The sequence below is a fragment of the Candidatus Pantoea rara genome, assembly GCF_051136265.1.
In the GTDB taxonomy this organism is placed as follows: Bacteria; Pseudomonadota; Gammaproteobacteria; order Enterobacterales; family Enterobacteriaceae; genus Pantoea; species Pantoea rara.
The window spans coordinates 2394399-2413947 of record NZ_CP194942.1; the positions used below are offsets into that span (position 1 = coordinate 2394399).

Sequence of the window (19549 nt, forward strand, 5' to 3'; positions counted from 1 at the left end):
GCGTGCTATGCTTGAGAAATGACCTTTTTCAGGGAGCACAACATGGACTCAAAGCTTGCCGCCTCTTTGTGGCAGCAGATGCAGCAGGGATTGCGGGGGCGCGATGACGCCTTGCCTCTTCCCACCTTCGTTGATCGTGCCACCTTCTCTTCTGCTTTTGCCGTCAGTGAACTGGCGGCCACCAGCCTCGGTCTGGCGACGCAGGCTGCCGCTGCACTCATTGCCACATCCCGACCTGAATGTCCCTCTCACCCCATCATCGTCAATGTGCGTCTGGCATCGCGCTGGTTTCAGCAAAGCTTTCACCCGCTGAACCGCGCGGCGCCCGCGATGTGGGATGCGTTTGCCGGTGACTATCGCAGTCGCGATGGCTGGATCCGTCTGCACACCAATGCTGCGCATCACCGGCTGGCGATGGAGCAGGTGCTGGGTGCGCACGCCGACCGCGCGGCGCTGGCGCAGCAGGTGCAGCAATGGCAGGCCAGAGAACTGGAGCAGGCAATTATTGATGCCGGTGGCTGCGCCGCAGAAATGCGCAGCACCGCCGCCTGGCAGCAGCATCCACAGGGTCAGGCCCTGCAGCGCGAACCCCTGTTTAGCTGGCAGACTACCCAGCCCTTAGCTGCGCCAGACTGGCCGCTGGCCGAGGCGCGTCCGTTAATGGGTATAAAAGTGCTGGATCTGACGCGGATTATTGCCGGGCCGGTCGCTACCCGATTTCTTGCCAGCCTGGGGGCCAGCGTGCTGCGCATCGATCCTCCGGGATTGCAGGAACCGACGCTGGATGAGGAGATGAGCTGCGGCAAGCACCGTGCGGTGCTCGACCTGACCCGGACTGCCGATCGCGAGCAGTTTATCGGCCTGCTGCGCGAAGCGGACGTACTGGTGCACGGCTATCGGGCAGATGCGCTGGAACGGCTTGGGTTTGACGCAGAGACCCTTCAGGCACTCTCACCTGGCCTGGTCGATGCTGGTCTGAGTGCCTGGGGCTGGCAGGGACCGTGGCGCAACCGTCGGGGATTCGACAGTCTGGTGCAGATGGGATGCGGGATTGCTGAGCGGGGCATGCAGTGGCAGCAGAGCGATAAGCCGGTTCCGCTGCCGGTCCAGGCGCTGGATCATGCCAGCGGCTATCTGCTGGCGGCGGCGGTACTCGAGGGCTTGCGGCGACGCATTACTGAGGGCCACGGTTGCCAGGTCCGGCTGTCGCTGGCACGCACCGCGTGGCTGTTGCAGCAGCACCCCGCGGGTCAGCTCGCGGGTTCGGGCATTGTCCCGCAGGTTAAAGATAACCAGCCCTGCTACGAGTTAACGCCGTGGGGATTTGGCGTAAGGCTCAAGGCGGCGTCCTGGCTGCCCGGCACCCCGCAAATTTTTGCGACGCCAGGCTGTAAGCCGGGTACACACCCGGCAACATGGTAAATCAGGCGTCGGGCGTTTCTTCGCTGCTGTCCAGCAGTTCGTTGTACATCGCCTGAATGGCTTCACGGCTCAGCATCGCCAGGGTGCGATAAAACGCGGTGGTCGCATGCGCTTCCACTTTGCCCAGGAACGTTCCGCACCACGGTAGCAGGTACTCTTCAAACAGCGCCATCTGCGCTGCGCTCTCATCTTCCGCAGACTGATCTTCCAGCCATGATGCGGCCAGCAGCAGCACACCAAAATGGTCAGCAGGCGCATCGCTCAGCGGCATGCCGCGCGACGTTAAGAAGGCACGCACTTCAGCTTCAGTTTTTCCTTCCGGCCACTGTGAAGCGTAAGGCGGCACATTACAATCGCTGCCAACAAACAGCGCGTTGTAATCGGCGGCCAGCGCCTGCGGGTCGCTGTTCTGCTGCAGACGCGTCAGCAGTTCATCCTGTTCCAGCGGCCACTGCGACTGCAGTTTACCTTCACGCAGCAGCGTGAAAAGCGGCACCAGCAGCGGGTCCTGCGGCTGACGATTAAACAGTGAGCCGATTACACGGCACAGAATGGAAAACTCATTCATGAGTCAGATTTCCTTGAGGCAAAATAAATTAAAAGTCAGCCAGTTCAGCAATATGTTTGCCGCTACGCATTTCCAGAAAGTCGAGCAGGCGACGCGGCGTGACATTTAACACCCGATCTTCGGGAAAATCCACCTCGCGGGCAATCCGCAGGCAGTGTTCGAAATGGCCGAGCGTAAATGCCGTGTGGGAATCGGAACCAAACGCCAGTCGTCCTCCGGCATCGCGAACGGCGGCGGCGATAGCCCGGCAGTTCGGTTCACTGCCCGGACGCGAGTGGGTAAAGGAGGAGTTGTTCAGCTCCAGCGCCACATTGTAGTGGGCGGCGGCCTCAGCGATCGCCGGAATATCGACCGGGAATTTCGGGTTGCCCGGATGGCTGATGATATGGACCAGCCCACCCGCCATGGCGGCGATCATCGCGTCAGTGTGATGCTTTCTGTCGCGCGGCGCATAAACCGGCTCGTGAAAACCGGCGACGATTAAATCCAGCGCATCAAGCATCGGACCTGAACAGTCGATCTCGCCCTGCTGGTTTTTAATATTGGCTTCGATACCGCGCAGAATCCCTACGCCATCGATCACACGCGGCCAGACGCGCATATTAATAAAGTGCCAGTAGTGCGGCGCATCGGCCATGTCGGGGCCGTGATCGGTAATGGCGAACAGTTTCAGGCCGGTTTGCTTCGCCTGAGTCACGTAATCGTGCAACGTGCTGTAAGCATGCGTGCTGGCGATGGTGTGCATATGCAGATCTACCGGATACATCCTCTTCTCCTGCTGAGTGCCCCTGACAGGGCCGGTTCATTAATAGCCGCGCTGACGATCCACCCTGCCCTGCGGCGGCTCGCCTGCCTGATCCTGATTGATGGCGCGGGCGATGTAGTCGATAGCTTCGTCGATCAACGTTACCGCCGCATTATGGGGGGTGATCATGACACGCGGATGTGACCAGAGTGGATGCGCCTCCGGCAGCGGTTCAACCTGAAAGACATCCAGCGCCGCCGCTTTCAGCTGACCGCTATTAAGCGCGGCCAGCAGATCGTCTTCCACCACCTGCGCGCCACGCGCGATGTTGAGGAAGAACGCGCCGTGGGGCAGCTGCTGTAAAAAGTCGTGATCGATAAGATTTATGGTCTCGGGTGTACTCGGCAGCAGGTTGATCACCACGCGCGTCTCCTGCAGAAAGGCAGGCAAGGCATCGCGACCGGCAAAGCTGGTCACGCCGTCGATCGCTTTCGGTGAGCGGCTCCAGACGCGCAGCGGGAATCCCCAGGGTTTCAGGCTCTCCGCTACGCTCTGTCCCAGCACGCCCGCGCCCAGAATGCCGATGGTGAAGTTTTCGCGCGTGTAACCTGGCAGTGGCTGCCAGCACTGTTGCTGCTGCTGGAGACGGTAGTCGTCAAAACGACGGAACCAGCTCAGCACGCTATGCACCGCATACTCCTGCATCTGCCGCGCCATCCCGGTATCTTCCAGCCGGTAAAGCGGCACGGTGTCGGGCAGCATCTCCGGATGCTGCTGCAGCTGTTTCAGAATCTCGTCAACGCCTGCGCCCAGCGCAAAGACGCCGCGCAGTGTGGCGCGTCCCTGCAGCATCTCTGTGGGCGGTGAGCGGACCAGCGCGTAATCAGCCGGCCCCTTATCGCCTGGCTGCCAGGCCCGAACCCGCGCCTGGGGCAGACGCTGTTGTAAACCGTTAATCCAGGCCGCTGCAGACTGCGACGGGTGATACCAGATGATCTCCATCCTGCTCTCCTTTTTTCTTTCAGCGTCGGGGAAAAGCGGGGTGAGAGCAAGAAAAAACCGGCGTGATAATGCGGTTTTTTCCCTAAAAATAATTCCCGTGGCTTCACATTTCCGGCTCGCTTCAGGGTGAAGTGGTCAGATAAGGTCTAAAGTTGGACCTGTGGTCAATGCGTTACGCGCGGCCGCATTTCGGACAAGGAGAAAAACCGATGACAAAAATTGAGGTAAGCGCCGACTCACGGCGTCAGCGTTATGCGCCCTTTCTGCTCACGTTGCTGCTGAGCGTTCCCGCTTTCACCACCCATGCCGACGACAACAGCCGCATGCTGAATAATCAGCCGCAGCCGCCGGATGTGCGTTTAGGACCGCTATTTAACGCCGTGCAACAGGCGAAGTTCTATCCCGATCAAAAGACCTTTGCGGATGCGGTGCCGAAATTCGATCCCGCGTCGATTCTTGCCGACTGGCAGATGCAGAAGAAACAGCGCAACTTCGATCTGAAGCATTTTGTTGATACCAACTTCACCCTGCCCACTGCCGGTGATAAATATGTGCCGCCTGCCGGCCAAAACCTGCGTGAACACATTGATGGCCTGTGGCCGGTACTGACGCGCACCACCAGCAGCGCCGGTCAGTATGATTCCCTGCTGCCGTTGCCTAAGCCCTACGTGGTGCCGGGCGGGCGTTTCCGCGAAGTCTATTACTGGGACAGCTACTTCACCATGCTGGGGCTGGCCGAGAGCGGACACTGGGACAAAGTGCAGGATATGACGGATAACTTCGCCTCACTCCTCGACCGTTATGGCCACATCCCTAACGGCAACCGCAGCTACTACCTGAGTCGTTCACAGCCACCGTTCTTCAGCCTGATGGTTGATCTGCTGGCGACACACGATGACGGCAAAGCCTATGTCCGCTACCTGCCGCAGCTGCAGAAAGAGTATGACTACTGGATGGCGGATAGCGATAAAGTGGTGTCAGACGCGGCCAGTAAGCGGGTCATAAAGCTGACGGATGGCACCCTGCTCAACCGCTACTGGGATGCGCGCGACGTGCCACGCACCGAATCCTGGATGGATGACATAGCTACCGCGCAGAAAGCGCCGCAGCGCAATAAAGCGGAACTCTATCGCGAGCTGCGTTCCGGTGCGGCATCAGGCTGGGACTTCAGTTCGCGCTGGTTTACCGATGCGCACAACCTGTCGACAATTCGCACCACACAGCTGGCCCCGGTTGACCTTAACAGCCTGATGTTCCATCTGGAGCAGACACTGTCAAAAGGCTACCAGATGAACAAGCAGAGCGATCTGGCGAAGCAGTTTGCCGATCGCGCGGAGAAGCGCCAGGCCGCAATCAACCGCTATCTGTGGGACAGCAAACAGAACTGGTATGCCGATTATGACTGGCAGAAAAAACAGGTCCATCCGCAGCTGACGGCTGCGGCCCTGTTCCCGCTCTATCTGCGGGTCGCCAGTGACAAACAGGCTGAAAGCACCGCCAGCGCAGTAGAAAAACAGCTGCTGAAACCCGGCGGTCTGGTGACCACCACCGTGAACAACGGTCAGCAGTGGGACGCGCCGAATGGCTGGGCACCGCTGCAGTGGGTTGCCGTAGAAGGTCTGGAACACTACAACCAGCCTAAACTGGCGAAAGAGGTCGGCTTACGCTTCCTGCAAAACGTCCAGAACACCTATGACCGTGAGCATAAGCTGGTGGAGAAATATGTCGTTGACGGCAAAAATCTCGGCGGCGGTGGCGGCGGTGAGTATCCGCTGCAGGATGGCTTTGGCTGGACCAACGGCGTCACGCTGAAACTGCTGGATAAGTATTGCCCGAAAGATAAAACCTGTAACAGCGCCCACGATATTCCTCAGGCGTCTGCCTCGCAAAACTGATCCACTCTGGATACCTCCGGCCCCGCCGGAGGTATCCGCACCTCATTTCAGCGAATTTTACTTGACCTTCTTACATCAACAGGCAAAATTGCAGCCAATTTACAAAAGGTAATAGTTCTCATTATGATAATGAGATTGCCTATCAATAATTTTATTCACCTGCCTGAACCTTTGCCAAGAAAGGAATTTTGATGAAACTGTCATTGTCGCTGAAAGGCCATATTCGCCTCTGCATCCTGGCGCTGACCGCGCCTGCTTTGAGTTATGCTGCCGATATGGTGGTCACTGCCCAGCCGCAGGAAGATTCGACCTCGCCGACCCAGGGTTATCTGGCGACCACCAGCCAGGGCGCAACTAAAAGCGATCGTCCGCTGATTACCACACCGCAATCGATATCCGTGGTCACCCGCCAGCAGATGCAGGATCAGGGCGCGCTGACCCTGAACCAGGCGCTGGGCTACAGCTCCGGTGTCTTCACCAACTTCGGCGGTGCGGCGACCCGTTATGACACTATTGCTCTGCGTGGCTTCCACGGCGGCGATGTCGATAACACTTTCCTCGACGGTATGCGGGTAATGAGCGACGGCGGCAGTTTCAACGCATTGCAGGTAGATAACGCCTTCCTTGAGCGCATCGACGTCATCAAAGGCCCCTCTTCTGCGCTTTATGGCCAGACGGTGCCGGGTGGGCTGGTGAACATGGTGACCAAGCGTCCTCAGTTCGCGGAAGAGGGTCACATCCAGCTGCAGGCAGGCAGCAACGCCACCACCGGCACGATGTTTGACTATACCAATGCGATCAACGATCAGTGGGCGTTTCGCCTGACCGGCGTAACCCGCAACAGCGATACCCAGTACGATCACACCCGCGAAGAGAAATATGCGCTGATGCCGCAGCTGATGTGGCAGCCGGATGAAGATACTCATCTGATCCTGAAAGCCTATCTGCAGAAAGATCCCTCAGGCGGCTATCATGGTTCTGTACCGGGAGACGGCAGCCTCACCGAACACAACGGCTACAAGCTGAGCAACGGCTTTTATGAGGGCAACAGCGATCTCGATCAGTTCAAGCGGCACGAACAGATCTACAGCTTCGATTTCGCCCATCGTTTTAACGACGTCTGGACGTTCTCCTCGACCGGCAGCTACAGCCACTCAAATGTCGATCTCGATCAGGTCTATCAGATTGGCTGGGATGAAAATAATCCCGATCTGCTGAACCGCTACTACTCTGGCGAACGCTCGTCGCTCTCTGCATGGTCCACCGATAACCGTTTAACGGCAGAGTTCAACACGGGCGAACTGGAGCACCGCGTGACGCTGGGTGCCGAGTATCATCGTTACAAAAATGAGATTAGTGAGGCCAGCGGTTCAGCTAACCAGCTTAATGCCGTGACCGGCGAGCAGGTGGGTGAGATGCCTGACCACGCCTGGGCAGATAGTACCCGCCGCTACTACCAGACCGGCCTCTATCTGCAGGATGAGATGAAGCTGGATCGCTGGCATCTTGATCTCTCCGGCCGTTATGACCGCATCGTCGCCAATAACAGCGGTAGCGAGCGTCGTCAGGATGATCACATTAGCGGACGCGCAGCCCTGCTCTATGCCTTTGACAACGGCATCTCGCCTTATGTGAGCTGGAGCCAGGCAATTACCCCGGCCGCGCTTACCGATTCCAACAATAACCTGCTGAAGCCGACCACCGCCGAGCAGTATGAAGCCGGCGTGAAATATCAGCCGGTCGGCACCCGCGATCTCTACAGCGTGGCGGTCTATGACCTGACGCAGAAAGATGTGGCGAACCGGGAAGCACCGACGCCGTACTTTACGCCATCGGGCAAAGTTCATTCACAGGGTATCGAGCTTGAAGCGCGTAATCAGTTAACCCCGCGTCTGAGCACCGTAGCAAGCTACACGCTCAATCATCTGCGCTTTAAAGATTCGGTGGATGGCAACAGCGGCCATACGCCGTATGTTACTCCCAACAGCATGGCGGCACTCTGGGGTCACTATCAGTTTGATTACGGTCTGAGTGCGGGCGCGGGCGTGCGTTACATCGGCAAACAGTGGGCGGACAATGAAAACACCACACGCGTGCCGTCTGTGACGCTATTTGATGCCTCAGTGCGGGCCGATCTCGGCGTCTGGAACAGCAGTCTGAAAGGCGCATGGGTGCAGGTCAACGCCAATAACCTGACTGACCGCACCTATGTGGCGGGCTGTTACGACACGGGCTATTGCTACTGGGGCGCAGAGCGCAGCGTGATGGCGACAGTCGGTTACGACTTCTGATGGCAGAGTAAACGATAAAAAAAGGGGACGAATCGCTTCGTCCCCTTTTCTGTTGAAACTGTTACGGTTAACTGCGTACTTTGCGGTAAACGAACAGCACCACGATGGCACCGATCACTGCGACCACAAAACTGCCGAAGTTAAAGCCATCGACGCGGCCGAAGCCAAACAGCGTACTGATCCAGCCACCCACTACGGCACCGATAATACCCAGCACGATAGTCAGAATGAAACCGCCACCGTCTTTACCCGGCATAATCCACTTCGCCAGAATACCTGCGATTAAGCCAAAGACGATCCAGGAAATAATACCCATCTGTTGCTCCTTCCTTTTTATGATTAAATCGTGAACGCCTGATTTATCAAGCGGTTTACCGCGATAAGTATAGTCATCTTTTTGAAAATTGCTTGCCTGCTCACGGTTATTATTTATGAGCCGCAGATTAAAGCTTTTTTTAGCCGCGCCGATAACCGAAACGAGACAAAAAAACAGCATAAACAAAGTAACCCCCTTGTGGAGCAGGACGTGAAAGAAGCCGACCAGGAACAATATCTAAAACGTGGCACGCTGGCGGTTCTGGGCGTTATGAAAGATCTGCTGCGGCATCAGACGCCGTTGCTGGTACGGTTTCCACGTGGGCAGTTCATCAGCAGGATGCTGACGGCCGATAAAGATCGTCTGGTGTTTGATCTTGGCAGTAATAACCTGGATAACGACTATGCCCTGACCAGCGACGATCTCAGCATCACCGCTGAAACTTTCGGTGCAAAGGTGGAATTCAGCCTGACCTCACTGGAACGCATAGATTTTGAAGGCTTACCCGCTTTCAGCGCGCCGCTGCCGGACCTGCTGTGGCAGATTCAGCGTCGGGAGTTTTTCCGGGTCTGCGCCCCGCTGGAGCCGCAGTTCTGGTGTCACACCGCGTGGCCGGATGGCCGTAAAACGCGCCTGCGGTTACAGGATCTCTCCCTGGGCGGTCTTGGCGTGCTGGTGGATGAACCGTTACCCGAAGGATTGCAGAACGGTGACAGCTTCAACTCGTTCCGGGTCGAGCTGGGCGAATATGGCATTTTTGAAGTGCCGGTGAAGCTACTGAATATTGGCGAGCGCTGTGTCGTGACCCGCAAAAATGAAACCCTGATCACACCCCGCCTGAGCTTCCGGTTTGCCACGCTGAACCCGGCGCAGGAGCGGCAGCTTCAGCAGATTATTTTTGCCCTGGAGCGGCTGGCACGCGATAAATCGACCCGTTTTCAGTAACGGCTTTACGGATGCGCCACACAGATGGGTTGCATCCAGGCTATGCTTCTTGCTTGTTTTCTTTTAAACCGGAACCCAGCAAGGAGACCCTCCCCAATGGAAAACTGGCTCTCTTCACGTCGTTTTCAATCCCTCTTTTTTAATCAGGAACTCTGGCTTAACAGCGCTATCGTAGTGGTTTCCACCCTGGTCATTTACTGGGTATTACGTACTCTGATTCGCTTTATCTCCAACCGGATTGCCCTTTATAGCGAGCATCGCCATGTCCGCGCCACCGCGATTCTGGTGGAGATACTGCGCAGTACCAGCCAGACCCTGTTGCTGATCTTTTCGCTGCTGATTGCCCTGAAGTTTGTCGATCTGCCCGCGTCCTGGAGCGTAACCATCGCGCACGGCTGGTTCCTGGCGCTGATTGTGCAGCTGGCGCTGTGGATCGACTGCGGCATCCGGCTATGGCTGAAAAGTCTGCTGCGCGACCCGCTGCATGTGCGTAATCCGGTCACCACAGTGATCCTCGGGATTCTGCTGCGGGTGGTGGTCTGGATCATGATGTTCCTGGCCATTCTGTCGAACATGGGCATCAACATTACCGCACTGGTCGCCAGCCTGGGCGTCGGCGGTATCGCGATAGCGCTGGCGATTCAGACCGTGCTGAGCGATGTGTTTGCGTCGCTGGCGATAGGCTTTGATAAGCCGTTTGAACATGGCGATTTTATTGTCTTTGGTGACATTGCCGGATCCATCGAACATATCGGTCTGAAAACGACCCGACTGCGCAGCCTGAGTGGCGAGCAGATTGTCTGCTCAAATACCATTCTGTTGCAACAGACGATCCACAACTACAAGCGCATGCAGCAGCGCCGCATCGTGTTTAAGTTTGGTATCAGCTACGCCACACCCTCTGAGCAGGTCCGGGAGATCAGCCCACTGGTGAAAGAGATTATTCAGGGCGTTGAAACCACCCGTTTTGACCGCGCCCATTTCCTGGCCTTTGAGGACTCAAAACTGACCTTTGAAGTGGTCTATTTTGTGCTGGACGCGGATTACAATAAGTACATGGATATTCAGCAGGAGATTAACCTGCAGCTGATGGCGGCACTGGAAGAACGGAATATCCGCTTTGCCTTCCCGATTCGTCAGGTTGAGTTCAGCGGCGGTAATCTGCCACCGGTCGATCTGGTAGCAGTGCCGAATGAAGAGGACGAGGTGCGCAGAATGGCGCGCTAAGTTTCTGCCCGCCTTCCTGTTCAAGGGAGGGCGGGCATTCAGTCTTACCACCTACTGATGCCGATAGCAGCTCACGCCGAGATACTCACTGAACGCCTCCTGCAACACACCCGCCGTGGCAGAGTGGTTCATCGCTACATGATGCTCGAAGCCATTCCGGCAGATCCACGCCAGCAGCGTTTCCAGTTGTGGTACCTGAATCACCGCACGACAGCCCACCGTGTCCAGCGGATCCGTAACCGACATCCCCTCACCCACATAGGCTTTGATTTCGCCGCTAAAGTCGTCCGTTGAGAGGCGAAAATAGGTCAGATCGCCCTGCTTCATCCGGCCGTGCACCGCGCCGCAGGTGTTCTCTTTGCCTACGGTCGTGCCGATGATATCCGCTGTGCCCATTGTCGGTGACTCCAGACTGGCGCTGGCAAAATTCCCGCAGTGAAACAGCACACATTTATCCCGTTCGTCGCCAAAGTTGTTGTTCCAGTCCGCCAGCGAGGCGGGACTCAGCGAACAGCTGGCGAGCGCATACATCGACAGCGCGCCCATCACGTCCACTTCGCAGGCGCTGGGCATCAGCTGGCCCGACATCACGCTCATAATTGAGCAGACGTTAATCCCCAGATTCTCCTGCAGCGAGGTCCAGCACTGAATGGCCGTGGTATCAATATCGTTGTCGCTGATCCACTCGCTGATGACGACAAACAGCCTGGCCATGGTCACCAGTTTGTCGCCAGGAATGCCGCGGGCATCGGCGTTGGCCTCCAGAATCTCACGCTTCTCTGCTACGCGGATATCGTCATCGCGCAGCCGGTTGGTGCGGGTAAAGATCTCAGACAAGTCGAGGGTTTCCACCGCGATGCCCATCTTCTCCAGCAGCTTTTCGCTGTAGCGCACGGTGTTGAATCCGGCGGGCCGCGCACCAATCGCGCCGACGCGCACCCGCCGCATCGCATTCACCACCCGACAGAGCTGGCTGAACCGCTGCAGATCCTGCATAAAGACGTCGCCGCTCAGGGCGCAGACGTGCTGGCGGGTCAGTGTAAACGGGATGCCATATTGCCGGAGGTTGTTACAGAGTGAGATTTTGCCGCAGAAGCTATCACGCCGGGTTGCCAGCCCCATTTTATCGAGGTTGTCCTCTTCCGCCTGCACCAGCACCGGGACATTCAGCCCGGCCAGACGCAGCGCTTCCGCAATCGCCTTTTCATCGCCAAAGTTAGGCAACAGCACCACAATGCCGTGGATCTTCTCGCGATGCTGACGAAACAGCGCGGCGCAGGTCTTGGCTTCCTGCCGCGTCTCGACGCCACCCAGATTGGTCTGGGTTTCATCGAGCATCACCGTATTGATGTTCATCTTTTCAAACAGCGCAACCGCCTGCTGTCGCGCCTCGCCCACCAGATAGCTGGGGAAAAAACCCCGGTTGCCAATAATGACACCGAAGGTTAACTGCTGAGGAAGTGTTGTCATGGCTCTGCTCCGGATAGGGATTAATGTGGCTGATAACGACAGCGTGTAACGGCGTCGACCCAGCCTTTATAGTTTTCCTGCATACGCTGCGCGTTCTCTTCACGCGGCATGATGACGCTGCCGCCCTGCAGCGCCTGCATATCACTGCCCTGCTGCCACCATCCCAGCACTTTGCCTGCCAGCAGTGCCGCACCCAGCGCGGAAACCTCGGCGGTAGGCACCCGTTGCAGCGGCCGCTGTAACACATCCGCCTGTAACTGCATCAGCCAGCTATTTTCGGTGGCGCTGCCATCCACACAGAGCGCCGGAAGCTGCTGACCACTGGCCTGCTCCATGGCAAAAAAGACGTCGGCGATTTGCCAGACGATTGACTCCAGCGCCACCCGCGCCAGCACGTCGGGCGTGGCGGCATCCGTCAGTCCGCATACCATGCCGCGCGCCTGCAGATCCCACCAGGGTGCGCCCAGGCCAGAGAGCGCCGGAACAAAATAGATGCCCTGATTGTCATCACAGCGCTGTGCCATCGCGGTCAGCTCGCGCGGATCCTGCACGCCAAGCAGTTTGCCCAGCCACGCGGCGCCGGACCCGGTGTGGGTGATGTTGCCTTCAAACGCATAGCGCAGCGTGCCGTCGTGCCACGCTACCGTGGTGCTGAGGCCATTTTCCGTCAGCAGCGGCGTCGCCATGGACATCATCAGGGAAGATCCGGTGCCATAGGTGGCTTTCACCACTTCAGATTCGCCGCGCCGCTGCGCCTGCAAGGCGGCATGGGAATCGCCGATGCGCGCCAGAATCGGCGTGCCTGGCGCTAAGCCGGGAATGTCACTCACCGCGACCACGCCCTGTTCACTGGCTGAAGAGGTGATGCGCGGCAGTGCGGCGCGGGGCAGCTGAAACAGCGCCAGCAGCTCGTCATCCCAGTCGTTGAGGTGCAGGCTGTAAAGCTGCGTGCGGGAGGCGTTGGCATGATCGGTAATAAAGACGTCGCCCGCGCTGAGCTGCCAGCTAATCCAGCTGTCGACCGTTCCGATACACAATTCCCCGGTCGCCGCCCGCGCCGCGCCGTCCGGAATGGCGGCCAGCATGCCGGTCAGCTTCGCCGCCGGAAACATCGGGTCAACGGCCAGGCCAGTCAAACCGGTGATGCGTGGCGCTTTACCCGCCTGCCGCAGATCGCGACAGAATGACTCAGAGCGCCTATCCTGCCAGCTCACCAGCGGCGTCAGCGGCTGACCATCACGCCGCTGCCAGATCAGCACCGACTCGCGCTGGTTACTGATGGCCACCGCCGCCACAGGTGCACCGCCGCACTCCGCCAGGCAGTGGGTGATCGCCTGTTTTACTGCCTGCCAGATCGCCATAGGGTCCTGCTCGGCCAGTCCGGGCTGCGGATGTTGCAGGGTTAAACTCTGGCTGCCGCGCGCCACCACACAGCCGTCGCGATCAACCGCAATCGCTTTAGCGTTGGTAGTGCCTTCGTCGATAGCCAGAATCAGAGGTCCCACCATTTTTATGCTCCTGCGCAGATGCGCGCTGCACGGTTAACCACGCTGCGTGCATCGATGCCATGATGGGCCCGGGTCGAGGCGCGATCGCCTGCAATCGCATATTCCCCATCCGGGATGCCGAGCCGTAACAGCGGGATACCGCAGCCGCCTTCCGCCAGCACTTCGGCCACCAGGCTGCCGACACCGCCATTGATGTTGTGCTCTTCTACGGTAATCACCGCTGGGTAGTGATTTAGCAGGTTGCGCAGCTGTTGGGTATCACAGGGTCGAATCGATGGAACCGCGATCACACCGGCTGAAATGCCCTGTTCAGCCAGTTGCTCTGCGGCGTGAACCACCTCGTGAACCGTTGAGCCCATCGCCACCAGCGCGATATCACTGCCTTCCCGCAGCACATCGATCGCACCCGGTCTGAACTGATAACGTTCATCGTGCAGTTGCGGCAGATCTTTACCATCCAGACGGATATAGACCGGCCCGACATGCTCAAGGGCGTAGTCGATGATCTGGCGGCACTCCAGCGGGCAGGAAGGCGCATAGATCTCGATATTGCCGAAACCGCGCATCACCGCGATGTCATCAATGCTGTGGTGGGTGCTGGCTAACGGGCCATAGCTGGCCCCGGAATTCAGCCCGAACAGTTTGACGTTGGTGTTGTTGTAGCAGACATCGACTTTGACCTGCTCGTTGGCGCGTGACACCAGAAACGGCGCGGCGTTACAGGTTACGGCGACTTTGCCGCCCAGCGCCAGACCGGCCGCCGTACCCACCAGCGTCTGCTCAGCAATACCAACATTAATCAGCCGGTCAGGGAACGCCTTGATAAAGGGCGCAATTTTGGCGGTTGAGGTTGAGTCGGCCACCACCGGCACCAGATCCACGCCGCGATTCACCGCGTCGATGAAAGCCGTCACCATAACGTTTGCTAAATGTTGTGCATTACTCATCTTTCAGTTCCTCCAGTGCCTGTGCGATCTCTTCGCCTTTCGGCACCCGGTGATGCCATTCCGCCTTGCTCTGGATAAAGGAGACGCCAAATCCCTTTTCGGTGTGCGCGACAATGACCTGCGGTTTACCGTTCTTCGGCAGGTTTTCAATGGTGCTGACCACGTCCGCCATCGCATTGCCGTTGCATTCGGTGACCTCTAGTCCAAAAGCGCGCCATTTTTCCGGCAACGGATCGGTGTTCATGATGTCGCGGGTCGCGCCCGCCAGTTGCAGCTTGTTCTTGTCATTGATGATAATCAGATTGTCGAGGCCGTAATGCGCCGCGACCAGTGCCGCTTCCCAGTTACTGCCTTCCGCCAGCTCACCATCGCCGGTCACCACAAAGATGCGGCGTGAACTGTTATCTTTTTTCGCCGCGATAGCGATGCCCACCGCCACCGGCAGCCCGTGACCCAGTGCGCCGGTGTTCAGCTCGACGCCCGGCGTTTTCTGCCGAACCGGATGGCCGGGCAGAGGCGAGTCGGCATGCTGATAGGTTGCCAGCCAGTCGGTCGGGAAGTAGCCCGCTTCTGCCAGCACGCAGTAATAGCCGCCCACTGCGTGCCCTTTCGACTGGATGTAGATGTCACGCTGATTGTCATCCGTGCGATCCGGCGCGCAGTTCAGAATGCGAAAGTAGAGCGCGGTAAGGATCTCCACCTGTGACAGATCAGCGCCGGTATGACCGCCTGCCGGACTGCCCGCGTTAAGCTGGATGATGCGGCGGCGGATAGCCCGCGCCCGGCGCTCAAGGTCATTGACCGGAAGATTGAAAGGATTCATACGCTACCTCTGAATTTTAAATCGGTTATGAATATATATTCACATCGGTTAAAAAAATTTGTTTGCGAAACGTCCCCGTTAAACCGGGCAGACGGTTCTCTGCTCAGCAGTCCGAACCGCCCGGTTCAGCGCGTTCAGGATTTAGCCGGCGCCCCCTCCTCAATTAATGCTTTCTGAGCCACGACCGCCGCCTTCTGCTGCATCCGGCTCTGGGTCTGGTCGATGATGACCGCGATGATGATGACGATGCCTTTGATGACCATCTGCCAGAATTCACTTACGCCCATCATGATCAGGCCATCCGCCAGGAAGCCGATGACGAACGCGCCAATCAGCGTGCCGACAATCGTGCCGCGTCCGCCCGCCAGCGAGGTGCCGCCCAGCACCACGGCAGCAATCGCATTCATTTCAAACGCGGTGCCGTTCGCCGGATGGCTGGCGACCAGCTGCGAGGAGACCACGATGCCGGCAATCGCCGCGCAGAAGCCCGACAGGGTGTAGACCAGAATCTTCACCTGCCGGGTTTTCACGCCCGACAGTTCAGCGGCGCGTTCGTTGTCGCCGATGGCATAAACCTGACGGCCAAACGGCAGACGTCGGGCGATGTAGGCGATCACCAGCGCCAGCACCACCATCATCCAGATGGCGTAAGGCAGCCCGAGAAAAGTCCCGGCACCAATCCGATCAAAGCCGGTATTGCCCAGCAGCGGATTGCCCTGCAAACCGGGAAAGGTCTCGCCGCCCGACGTGAGCATCGCCGCGCCGCGCAGGATATACATGGTGCCCAGAGTGCAGATAAAGGGGGCGACGTTGTAGCGGGTAATAATCCAGCCATTGCCCGCGCCAATCAGCGCCCCGATTAACAGCACCACCGGCACAATCACCCAGACGCTGGGGAAGATGGCGATGCCAAACATCGGCAGCACAATCCCTTTGGTGATCAGCCAGCCGGCAATCATGCCGCACAGCCCCAGCGTCGCCCCAATCGACAGGTCAATGCCGGCGGTGATAATGACAAAGGTGATGCCCAGTGCCAGAAAGGCGTTGATGGCGATGTGTTTCACCATGATCACCAGACTACCGGTGGCGAGAAAGTCTGGCACCGTGATGGCAAAGAAGCCGACGATCAGAATCAGCGCAATAAAAGTGCGCAGCTTCAGAAGCAGCAGCAGAATGCTTTCGCGTGAACTGAACGCTTTCGCCGGAAGTGTATTCAGCGCGACGCTGTTATTGCTTTTCATGCTCAGAACCCCTGCGCACTTGCTTTCACCAGCGCTGCCTCTTCCGCCTGGTCGCGGGGAAGGTCAGCCGTAAGTTTGCCGCCCGACATCACCAGGATGCGATCGGCTACCGCCATAATCTCTTTGAGGTCGGAGGTGGAGAACAGCACCGCAATTCCCTGCTGCGACAGCGCCACCATCATGCGAAACACCTCGGCTTTAGCCCCGACATCAATGCCTCGACTGGGCTCATCCAGCAGCAGCAGACGCGGATTGGTGAGCAGCGCGCGGCCAATCACCACTTTCTGCTGGTTGCCGCCACTCAGCGCGCTGATGGCGACGTCCGGTGAGGAGATTTTGATCGCCAGGTTGCCCACCGTCTGGTTTACCGCCTGCTGCTCCGCCTGATGCGCAATGGCAAAGCGGTGCGACAGTCGCCGCCACAGGCTGGCGATAGTGAGGTTACTGGCAACCGACGAGACCGGAAAAATGCCGGCGCGTTTACGATCTTCGGGCACCAGACTCATGCCCATGCGGATGCGATCGGCGGTGGGCAGGCGGGTGGGCAGCGGTTTACTGTCGAGCCACAGCTTACCCAGATAGTGACGCTGCGTGCCTAGCAGACACTCAAACAGCTCGGTGCGGCCCGCCCCCATCAGCCCGTAAATGCCGACAATTTCCCCGGCCCGCACCTGAAAACTGACGTCATCGACCAGGGTATTGCCGTTGGGGCTGACGCAGGTGATGTGCTGCGCCTCAAGAACCGGCGCGCCAGACTCACGCTTATCCGGCAGGAAGGTGGTGATCGGCTCACTGCCGAGCATCTCGCGAACGATCCACGGCACATCGATGGTGCTGACCGCCGCTTCCGCCTGAAAGCGTCCGTCGCGCAGAATGGTAATTACGTCGCCAATCGCCATCAGCTCTTCCAGCCGGTGGGAGATATAGATAAGGGTGACGCCCTGCTGCGTCAGGTCGCGGATCACCCGGAACAGGATCTCCACTTCGGTTTTACTCAGCGCCGAGGTCGGCTCGTCAAGGATCAGGATGTCTGCATCTTCTGCCAGTGCTTTAGCGATCTCCACCAGCTGCTGCTGACCCACTTTGAGATTGCCGACCCGCTCACCGGGCGAAATTGGCTGGTCGAGACGCGCCATCAGTGCAGCGGTGCGCCGTGCCTGCTCCGCCTCATTGATCGGCGCCAGGCCACGCTGGATCTCCCGGCCCAGAAAGAGGTTCTCCGCCACGGTAAGGTTTTCGAACAGATTCAGCTCCTGATGCACCATGCCGATGCCGTGCCGGGCGGCGTCGCGGGTGCTGCTCAGCGTCAGCGGCTCGCCATTCAGGAACAGCGAGCCGGCGGTAGGCTGCTGCACGCCCGCCAGAATCTTCATCAGGGTCGATTTGCCCGCGCCGTTTTCACCGATGATGACGTTAACTTTGCCGCGCCAGACCCGGTAGTCGACACGATCAAGGGCCAGCGTGCCGGGAAACAGCATTGAGATCTGTTCGGCCCGCAGAATGATCTCATCCTCCATCATGGCGTCCCCCGCTTCAGCTCAACCGCTACCACTTCTTCAATGCTGTTCTGTCCGATACTCACGGCCAGCAGCGCCTGCACTGGCTGATTGACCCAGCTGGCATCCAGCGGCGGCAACTGCTTTACTGCATGACGGTTCAGCGCACGGGTCAGCTGAGCGTATTGCACCTGATTAGTGAACTCTTCAAAACGGAAACCGGCGGCATCCCGGATAGCATTACTGCGCAGCACCGGGCCGACGCTGACCGCCACCGGCTTGCCGTTGATCATCAGCGTCAGCGTGCGTTCACGCGGGTTACTTTCATCAAAGGCGCTGGCCGTGCCGCTGGCCCGTACAAAGACGCTTTCCCGCCCGCCGGGTTTAACCGTCTGACTTTTTGCCTCCATGTCAGCCCAGCTCAGCGCGTGGCTGTTTGCGCTGGTCATCACGCGCGGCTGCCAGGTCTCCTCCGCAATCTGCTGCGGCGTCTGGGTGACATAGCTGGGTTTCGCGTGCGGATCCTTTGGCATGATCGGGTTACCGTCCGCATCCAGATCCACCACGGTGCAGGCGCTGAGTAACGCCATACCGGTCAATACCGCCAGTATCCGTTTCATGGTTATTTCGCCAGATTGAAGTTTTTCAGCTTCGCGGCGTTGCTTTCATCAATCAGCACGCAGTCCATCAGTTGCTTCTCCTGCTTCTGCGCTTTGCCGTTCTTCAGGTAGTAATCCGCCTGCGTGACCGCCATCTGCGCCTGATCCCAGCCCGGCTGCAGTACCGTCGCTTTGATGTTGCCTTTGTTGAGGATGGAATCGCGGGTGTAGTCGCTGCCGTCAAAGCCCACCACGATCACCGATGTTTTTCCGGCGGCTTTCAGCGCGGCCTCCGCGCCCAACGCCATGGTGTCGTTGCCGGAGATCACACCCACGATGTTGGGGTGTTTCTGCAGCAGGGTTTCCATGCGGCTGAAGGCTTCAGTCTGGCTCCAGTTGGCGCTCTGCTGCGCCACCATCTTCATGTCGGTGTAGTCATCCAGCACATCGTGATAGCCCTGCGAACGCACGCCCGCGTTGGTGTCAGACTCCTTGCCCAGCAGTTCAACGTAGTCCCCTTTGCCGCCCAGCAATTTGGCAAATTTCTCTGCGCCCAGCTGCGCGCCCTGGTAATTATTGGAGACGATCTGTGCCACGGCGATGCCGGTTTTGTTGATCTCCCGGTCAATCAGGAAAACAGGAATACCGGCATCTTTGGCTTTCTGCACCGGTCCGACGGTGGCGTCCGCACCGGCGTTATCCAGAATGATGGCTTTAGCTTTGCGACCAATTGCGGTCTCAATCAGCTGATTTTGTTTGTTAACATCATCGTCGTGCGACGCCACCAGCGTGGCGTAACCCAGCTCTTTGGCTTTGGCCAGGGCGCCTTCTGCCTCGGCTTTAAAGAAAGGGTTGTCATGGGATGGGGTGATAATCGCCAGCAGGCCTTGCTCCGCCGCCAGCGCCGTTGCAGAAAAAGCGATCATTGAAGCCAGCAGGGTCAGTTTAATCAGAGGACGAGTCATTATTATTCTCCGCTTGAATATATATTCACATGCGATTTTATATGCATAATGACTATGCGCCTGCGCTGACGCGCCGTCCAATGCGCGAT

17 protein-coding genes are annotated in these 19549 nt (G+C 58.3%); 5 read left to right on the forward strand and 12 right to left on the reverse strand.

The window, feature by feature from the left end; genetic code table 11:
- The first annotated feature begins 42 nt into the window (after positions 1 to 42).
- Positions 43 to 1422, forward strand: coding sequence for a CoA transferase (locus tag ACR8BF_RS11255; RefSeq protein WP_434744965.1), 1380 nt, complete (start codon positions 43 to 45; stop codon positions 1420 to 1422).
- A gap of 1 nt (position 1423) precedes the next feature.
- Here ACR8BF_RS11255 and ACR8BF_RS11260 read toward each other — a convergent pair whose 3' ends face one another.
- The 3 genes from ACR8BF_RS11260 to ghrA are packed head-to-tail and all read right to left on the reverse strand — an operon-like array spanning position 1424 to position 3737.
- Positions 1424 to 1990 (reverse strand): TorD/DmsD family molecular chaperone, encoded by a 567-nt coding sequence (locus ACR8BF_RS11260; RefSeq protein ID WP_313701458.1) that lies wholly within the window; start codon positions 1988 to 1990, stop codon positions 1424 to 1426.
- A 28-nt stretch (positions 1991 to 2018) separates the two neighbouring features.
- Complete coding sequence (locus ACR8BF_RS11265) at positions 2019 to 2756, reverse strand: phosphatase (protein ID WP_140033520.1); 738 nt, start codon at positions 2754 to 2756, stop codon at positions 2019 to 2021.
- Between the two features lie 39 nt (positions 2757 to 2795).
- Positions 2796 to 3737 carry a glyoxylate/hydroxypyruvate reductase GhrA gene (ghrA, locus tag ACR8BF_RS11270; protein WP_434744966.1) on the reverse strand — a complete coding sequence of 314 codons (942 nt, stop codon included), beginning with the start codon at positions 3735 to 3737 and terminating at the stop codon, positions 2796 to 2798.
- Positions 3738 to 3946: 209 nt separating this feature from the next.
- Between ghrA and treA the strand changes: the two genes are divergently transcribed.
- A complete protein-coding gene (gene treA, locus ACR8BF_RS11275; RefSeq protein ID WP_434744967.1) occupies positions 3947 to 5632 on the forward strand; it encodes an alpha,alpha-trehalase TreA in 1686 nt (561 codons plus the stop codon).
- A 191-nt stretch (positions 5633 to 5823) separates the two neighbouring features.
- Positions 5824 to 7923, forward strand: a complete 2100-nt coding sequence (locus tag ACR8BF_RS11280) for a TonB-dependent siderophore receptor (RefSeq protein WP_434744968.1) — start codon at positions 5824 to 5826, stop codon at positions 7921 to 7923.
- Positions 7924 to 7990: 67 nt separating this feature from the next.
- Here ACR8BF_RS11280 and ACR8BF_RS11285 read toward each other — a convergent pair whose 3' ends face one another.
- Entirely contained in the window at positions 7991 to 8239 is a 249-nt protein-coding gene (locus tag ACR8BF_RS11285) for a GlsB/YeaQ/YmgE family stress response membrane protein (protein ID WP_013357556.1), read from the reverse strand.
- 210 nt (positions 8240 to 8449) lie between these two features.
- On the opposite strand from ACR8BF_RS11285, the gene ACR8BF_RS11290 reads away from it, so the two are divergent.
- Positions 8450 to 9184, forward strand: a complete 735-nt coding sequence (locus tag ACR8BF_RS11290) for a flagellar brake protein (RefSeq protein WP_179896011.1) — start codon at positions 8450 to 8452, stop codon at positions 9182 to 9184.
- 96 nt (positions 9185 to 9280) lie between these two features.
- Positions 9281 to 10411, forward strand: a complete 1131-nt coding sequence (locus ACR8BF_RS11295; protein ID WP_313701450.1) for a mechanosensitive ion channel family protein — start codon at positions 9281 to 9283, stop codon at positions 10409 to 10411.
- A 51-nt stretch (positions 10412 to 10462) separates the two neighbouring features.
- Here the strand turns inward: ACR8BF_RS11295 and ACR8BF_RS11300 are convergent, their stop codons facing one another.
- From ACR8BF_RS11300 to ACR8BF_RS11335, 8 genes are all read right to left on the reverse strand, one after another.
- The gene (locus ACR8BF_RS11300) at positions 10463 to 11881 is read right to left on the reverse strand and encodes an L-fucose/L-arabinose isomerase family protein (RefSeq protein WP_434744969.1); all 1419 of its coding nucleotides are present in this window, start codon (positions 11879 to 11881) and stop codon (positions 10463 to 10465) included.
- A gap of 20 nt (positions 11882 to 11901) precedes the next feature.
- A complete protein-coding gene (locus tag ACR8BF_RS11305) occupies positions 11902 to 13389 on the reverse strand; it encodes an FGGY family carbohydrate kinase (protein ID WP_434744970.1) in 1488 nt (495 codons plus the stop codon).
- Between the two features lie 2 nt (positions 13390 to 13391).
- Positions 13392 to 14336, reverse strand: coding sequence for a transketolase family protein (locus tag ACR8BF_RS11310; protein WP_313701444.1), 945 nt, complete (start codon positions 14334 to 14336; stop codon positions 13392 to 13394).
- On the reverse strand, positions 14329 to 15159 hold the full coding sequence (locus tag ACR8BF_RS11315) for a transketolase (RefSeq protein ID WP_292993264.1): 831 nt from the start codon (positions 15157 to 15159) through the stop codon (positions 14329 to 14331). The genes ACR8BF_RS11310 and ACR8BF_RS11315 overlap by 8 nt, the downstream gene beginning before the upstream one ends.
- 134 nt (positions 15160 to 15293) lie before the next feature.
- On the reverse strand, positions 15294 to 16400 hold the full coding sequence (locus ACR8BF_RS11320; RefSeq protein WP_003851388.1) for an ABC transporter permease: 1107 nt from the start codon (positions 16398 to 16400) through the stop codon (positions 15294 to 15296).
- Positions 16401 to 16402: 2 nt separating this feature from the next.
- Positions 16403 to 17917, reverse strand: a complete 1515-nt coding sequence (locus ACR8BF_RS11325; RefSeq protein ID WP_179897110.1) for a sugar ABC transporter ATP-binding protein — start codon at positions 17915 to 17917, stop codon at positions 16403 to 16405.
- On the reverse strand, positions 17917 to 18516 hold the full coding sequence (locus tag ACR8BF_RS11330) for a DUF2291 family protein (protein ID WP_292993266.1): 600 nt from the start codon (positions 18514 to 18516) through the stop codon (positions 17917 to 17919). Before ACR8BF_RS11330 ends, ACR8BF_RS11325 begins: the two co-directional genes overlap by 1 nt.
- Positions 18517 to 18518: 2 nt before the next feature.
- Positions 18519 to 19460 carry a D-ribose ABC transporter substrate-binding protein gene (locus ACR8BF_RS11335; RefSeq protein ID WP_179896018.1) on the reverse strand — a complete coding sequence of 314 codons (942 nt, stop codon included), beginning with the start codon at positions 19458 to 19460 and terminating at the stop codon, positions 18519 to 18521.
- Positions 19461 to 19549 lie beyond the last annotated feature (89 nt).

Coding starts and splice junctions, on each gene's coding strand:
- ACR8BF_RS11310 (WP_313701444.1), bottom strand. CDS start 14,336: ATGAGTAATGCACAACATTTAGCAAACGTTATGGTGACGGCTTTCATC.
- ACR8BF_RS11325 (WP_179897110.1), bottom strand. CDS start 17,917: ATGGAGGATGAGATCATTCTGCGGGCCGAACAGATCTCAATGCTGTTT.
- ACR8BF_RS11315 (WP_292993264.1), bottom strand. CDS start 15,159: ATGAATCCTTTCAATCTTCCGGTCAATGACCTTGAGCGCCGGGCGCGG.
- ACR8BF_RS11295 (WP_313701450.1), top strand. CDS start 9,281: ATGGAAAACTGGCTCTCTTCACGTCGTTTTCAATCCCTCTTTTTTAAT.
- ACR8BF_RS11285 (WP_013357556.1), bottom strand. CDS start 8,239: ATGGGTATTATTTCCTGGATCGTCTTTGGCTTAATCGCAGGTATTCTG.
- treA (WP_434744967.1), top strand. CDS start 3,947: ATGACAAAAATTGAGGTAAGCGCCGACTCACGGCGTCAGCGTTATGCG.
- ACR8BF_RS11265 (WP_140033520.1), bottom strand. CDS start 2,756: ATGTATCCGGTAGATCTGCATATGCACACCATCGCCAGCACGCATGCT.
- ACR8BF_RS11330 (WP_292993266.1), bottom strand. CDS start 18,516: ATGAAACGGATACTGGCGGTATTGACCGGTATGGCGTTACTCAGCGCC.
- ACR8BF_RS11255 (WP_434744965.1), top strand. CDS start 43: ATGGACTCAAAGCTTGCCGCCTCTTTGTGGCAGCAGATGCAGCAGGGA.
- ACR8BF_RS11260 (WP_313701458.1), bottom strand. CDS start 1,990: ATGAATGAGTTTTCCATTCTGTGCCGTGTAATCGGCTCACTGTTTAAT.
- ACR8BF_RS11280 (WP_434744968.1), top strand. CDS start 5,824: ATGAAACTGTCATTGTCGCTGAAAGGCCATATTCGCCTCTGCATCCTG.
- ghrA (WP_434744966.1), bottom strand. CDS start 3,737: ATGGAGATCATCTGGTATCACCCGTCGCAGTCTGCAGCGGCCTGGATT.
- ACR8BF_RS11300 (WP_434744969.1), bottom strand. CDS start 11,881: ATGACAACACTTCCTCAGCAGTTAACCTTCGGTGTCATTATTGGCAAC.
- ACR8BF_RS11335 (WP_179896018.1), bottom strand. CDS start 19,460: ATGACTCGTCCTCTGATTAAACTGACCCTGCTGGCTTCAATGATCGCT.
- ACR8BF_RS11305 (WP_434744970.1), bottom strand. CDS start 13,389: ATGGTGGGACCTCTGATTCTGGCTATCGACGAAGGCACTACCAACGCT.
- ACR8BF_RS11320 (WP_003851388.1), bottom strand. CDS start 16,400: ATGAAAAGCAATAACAGCGTCGCGCTGAATACACTTCCGGCGAAAGCG.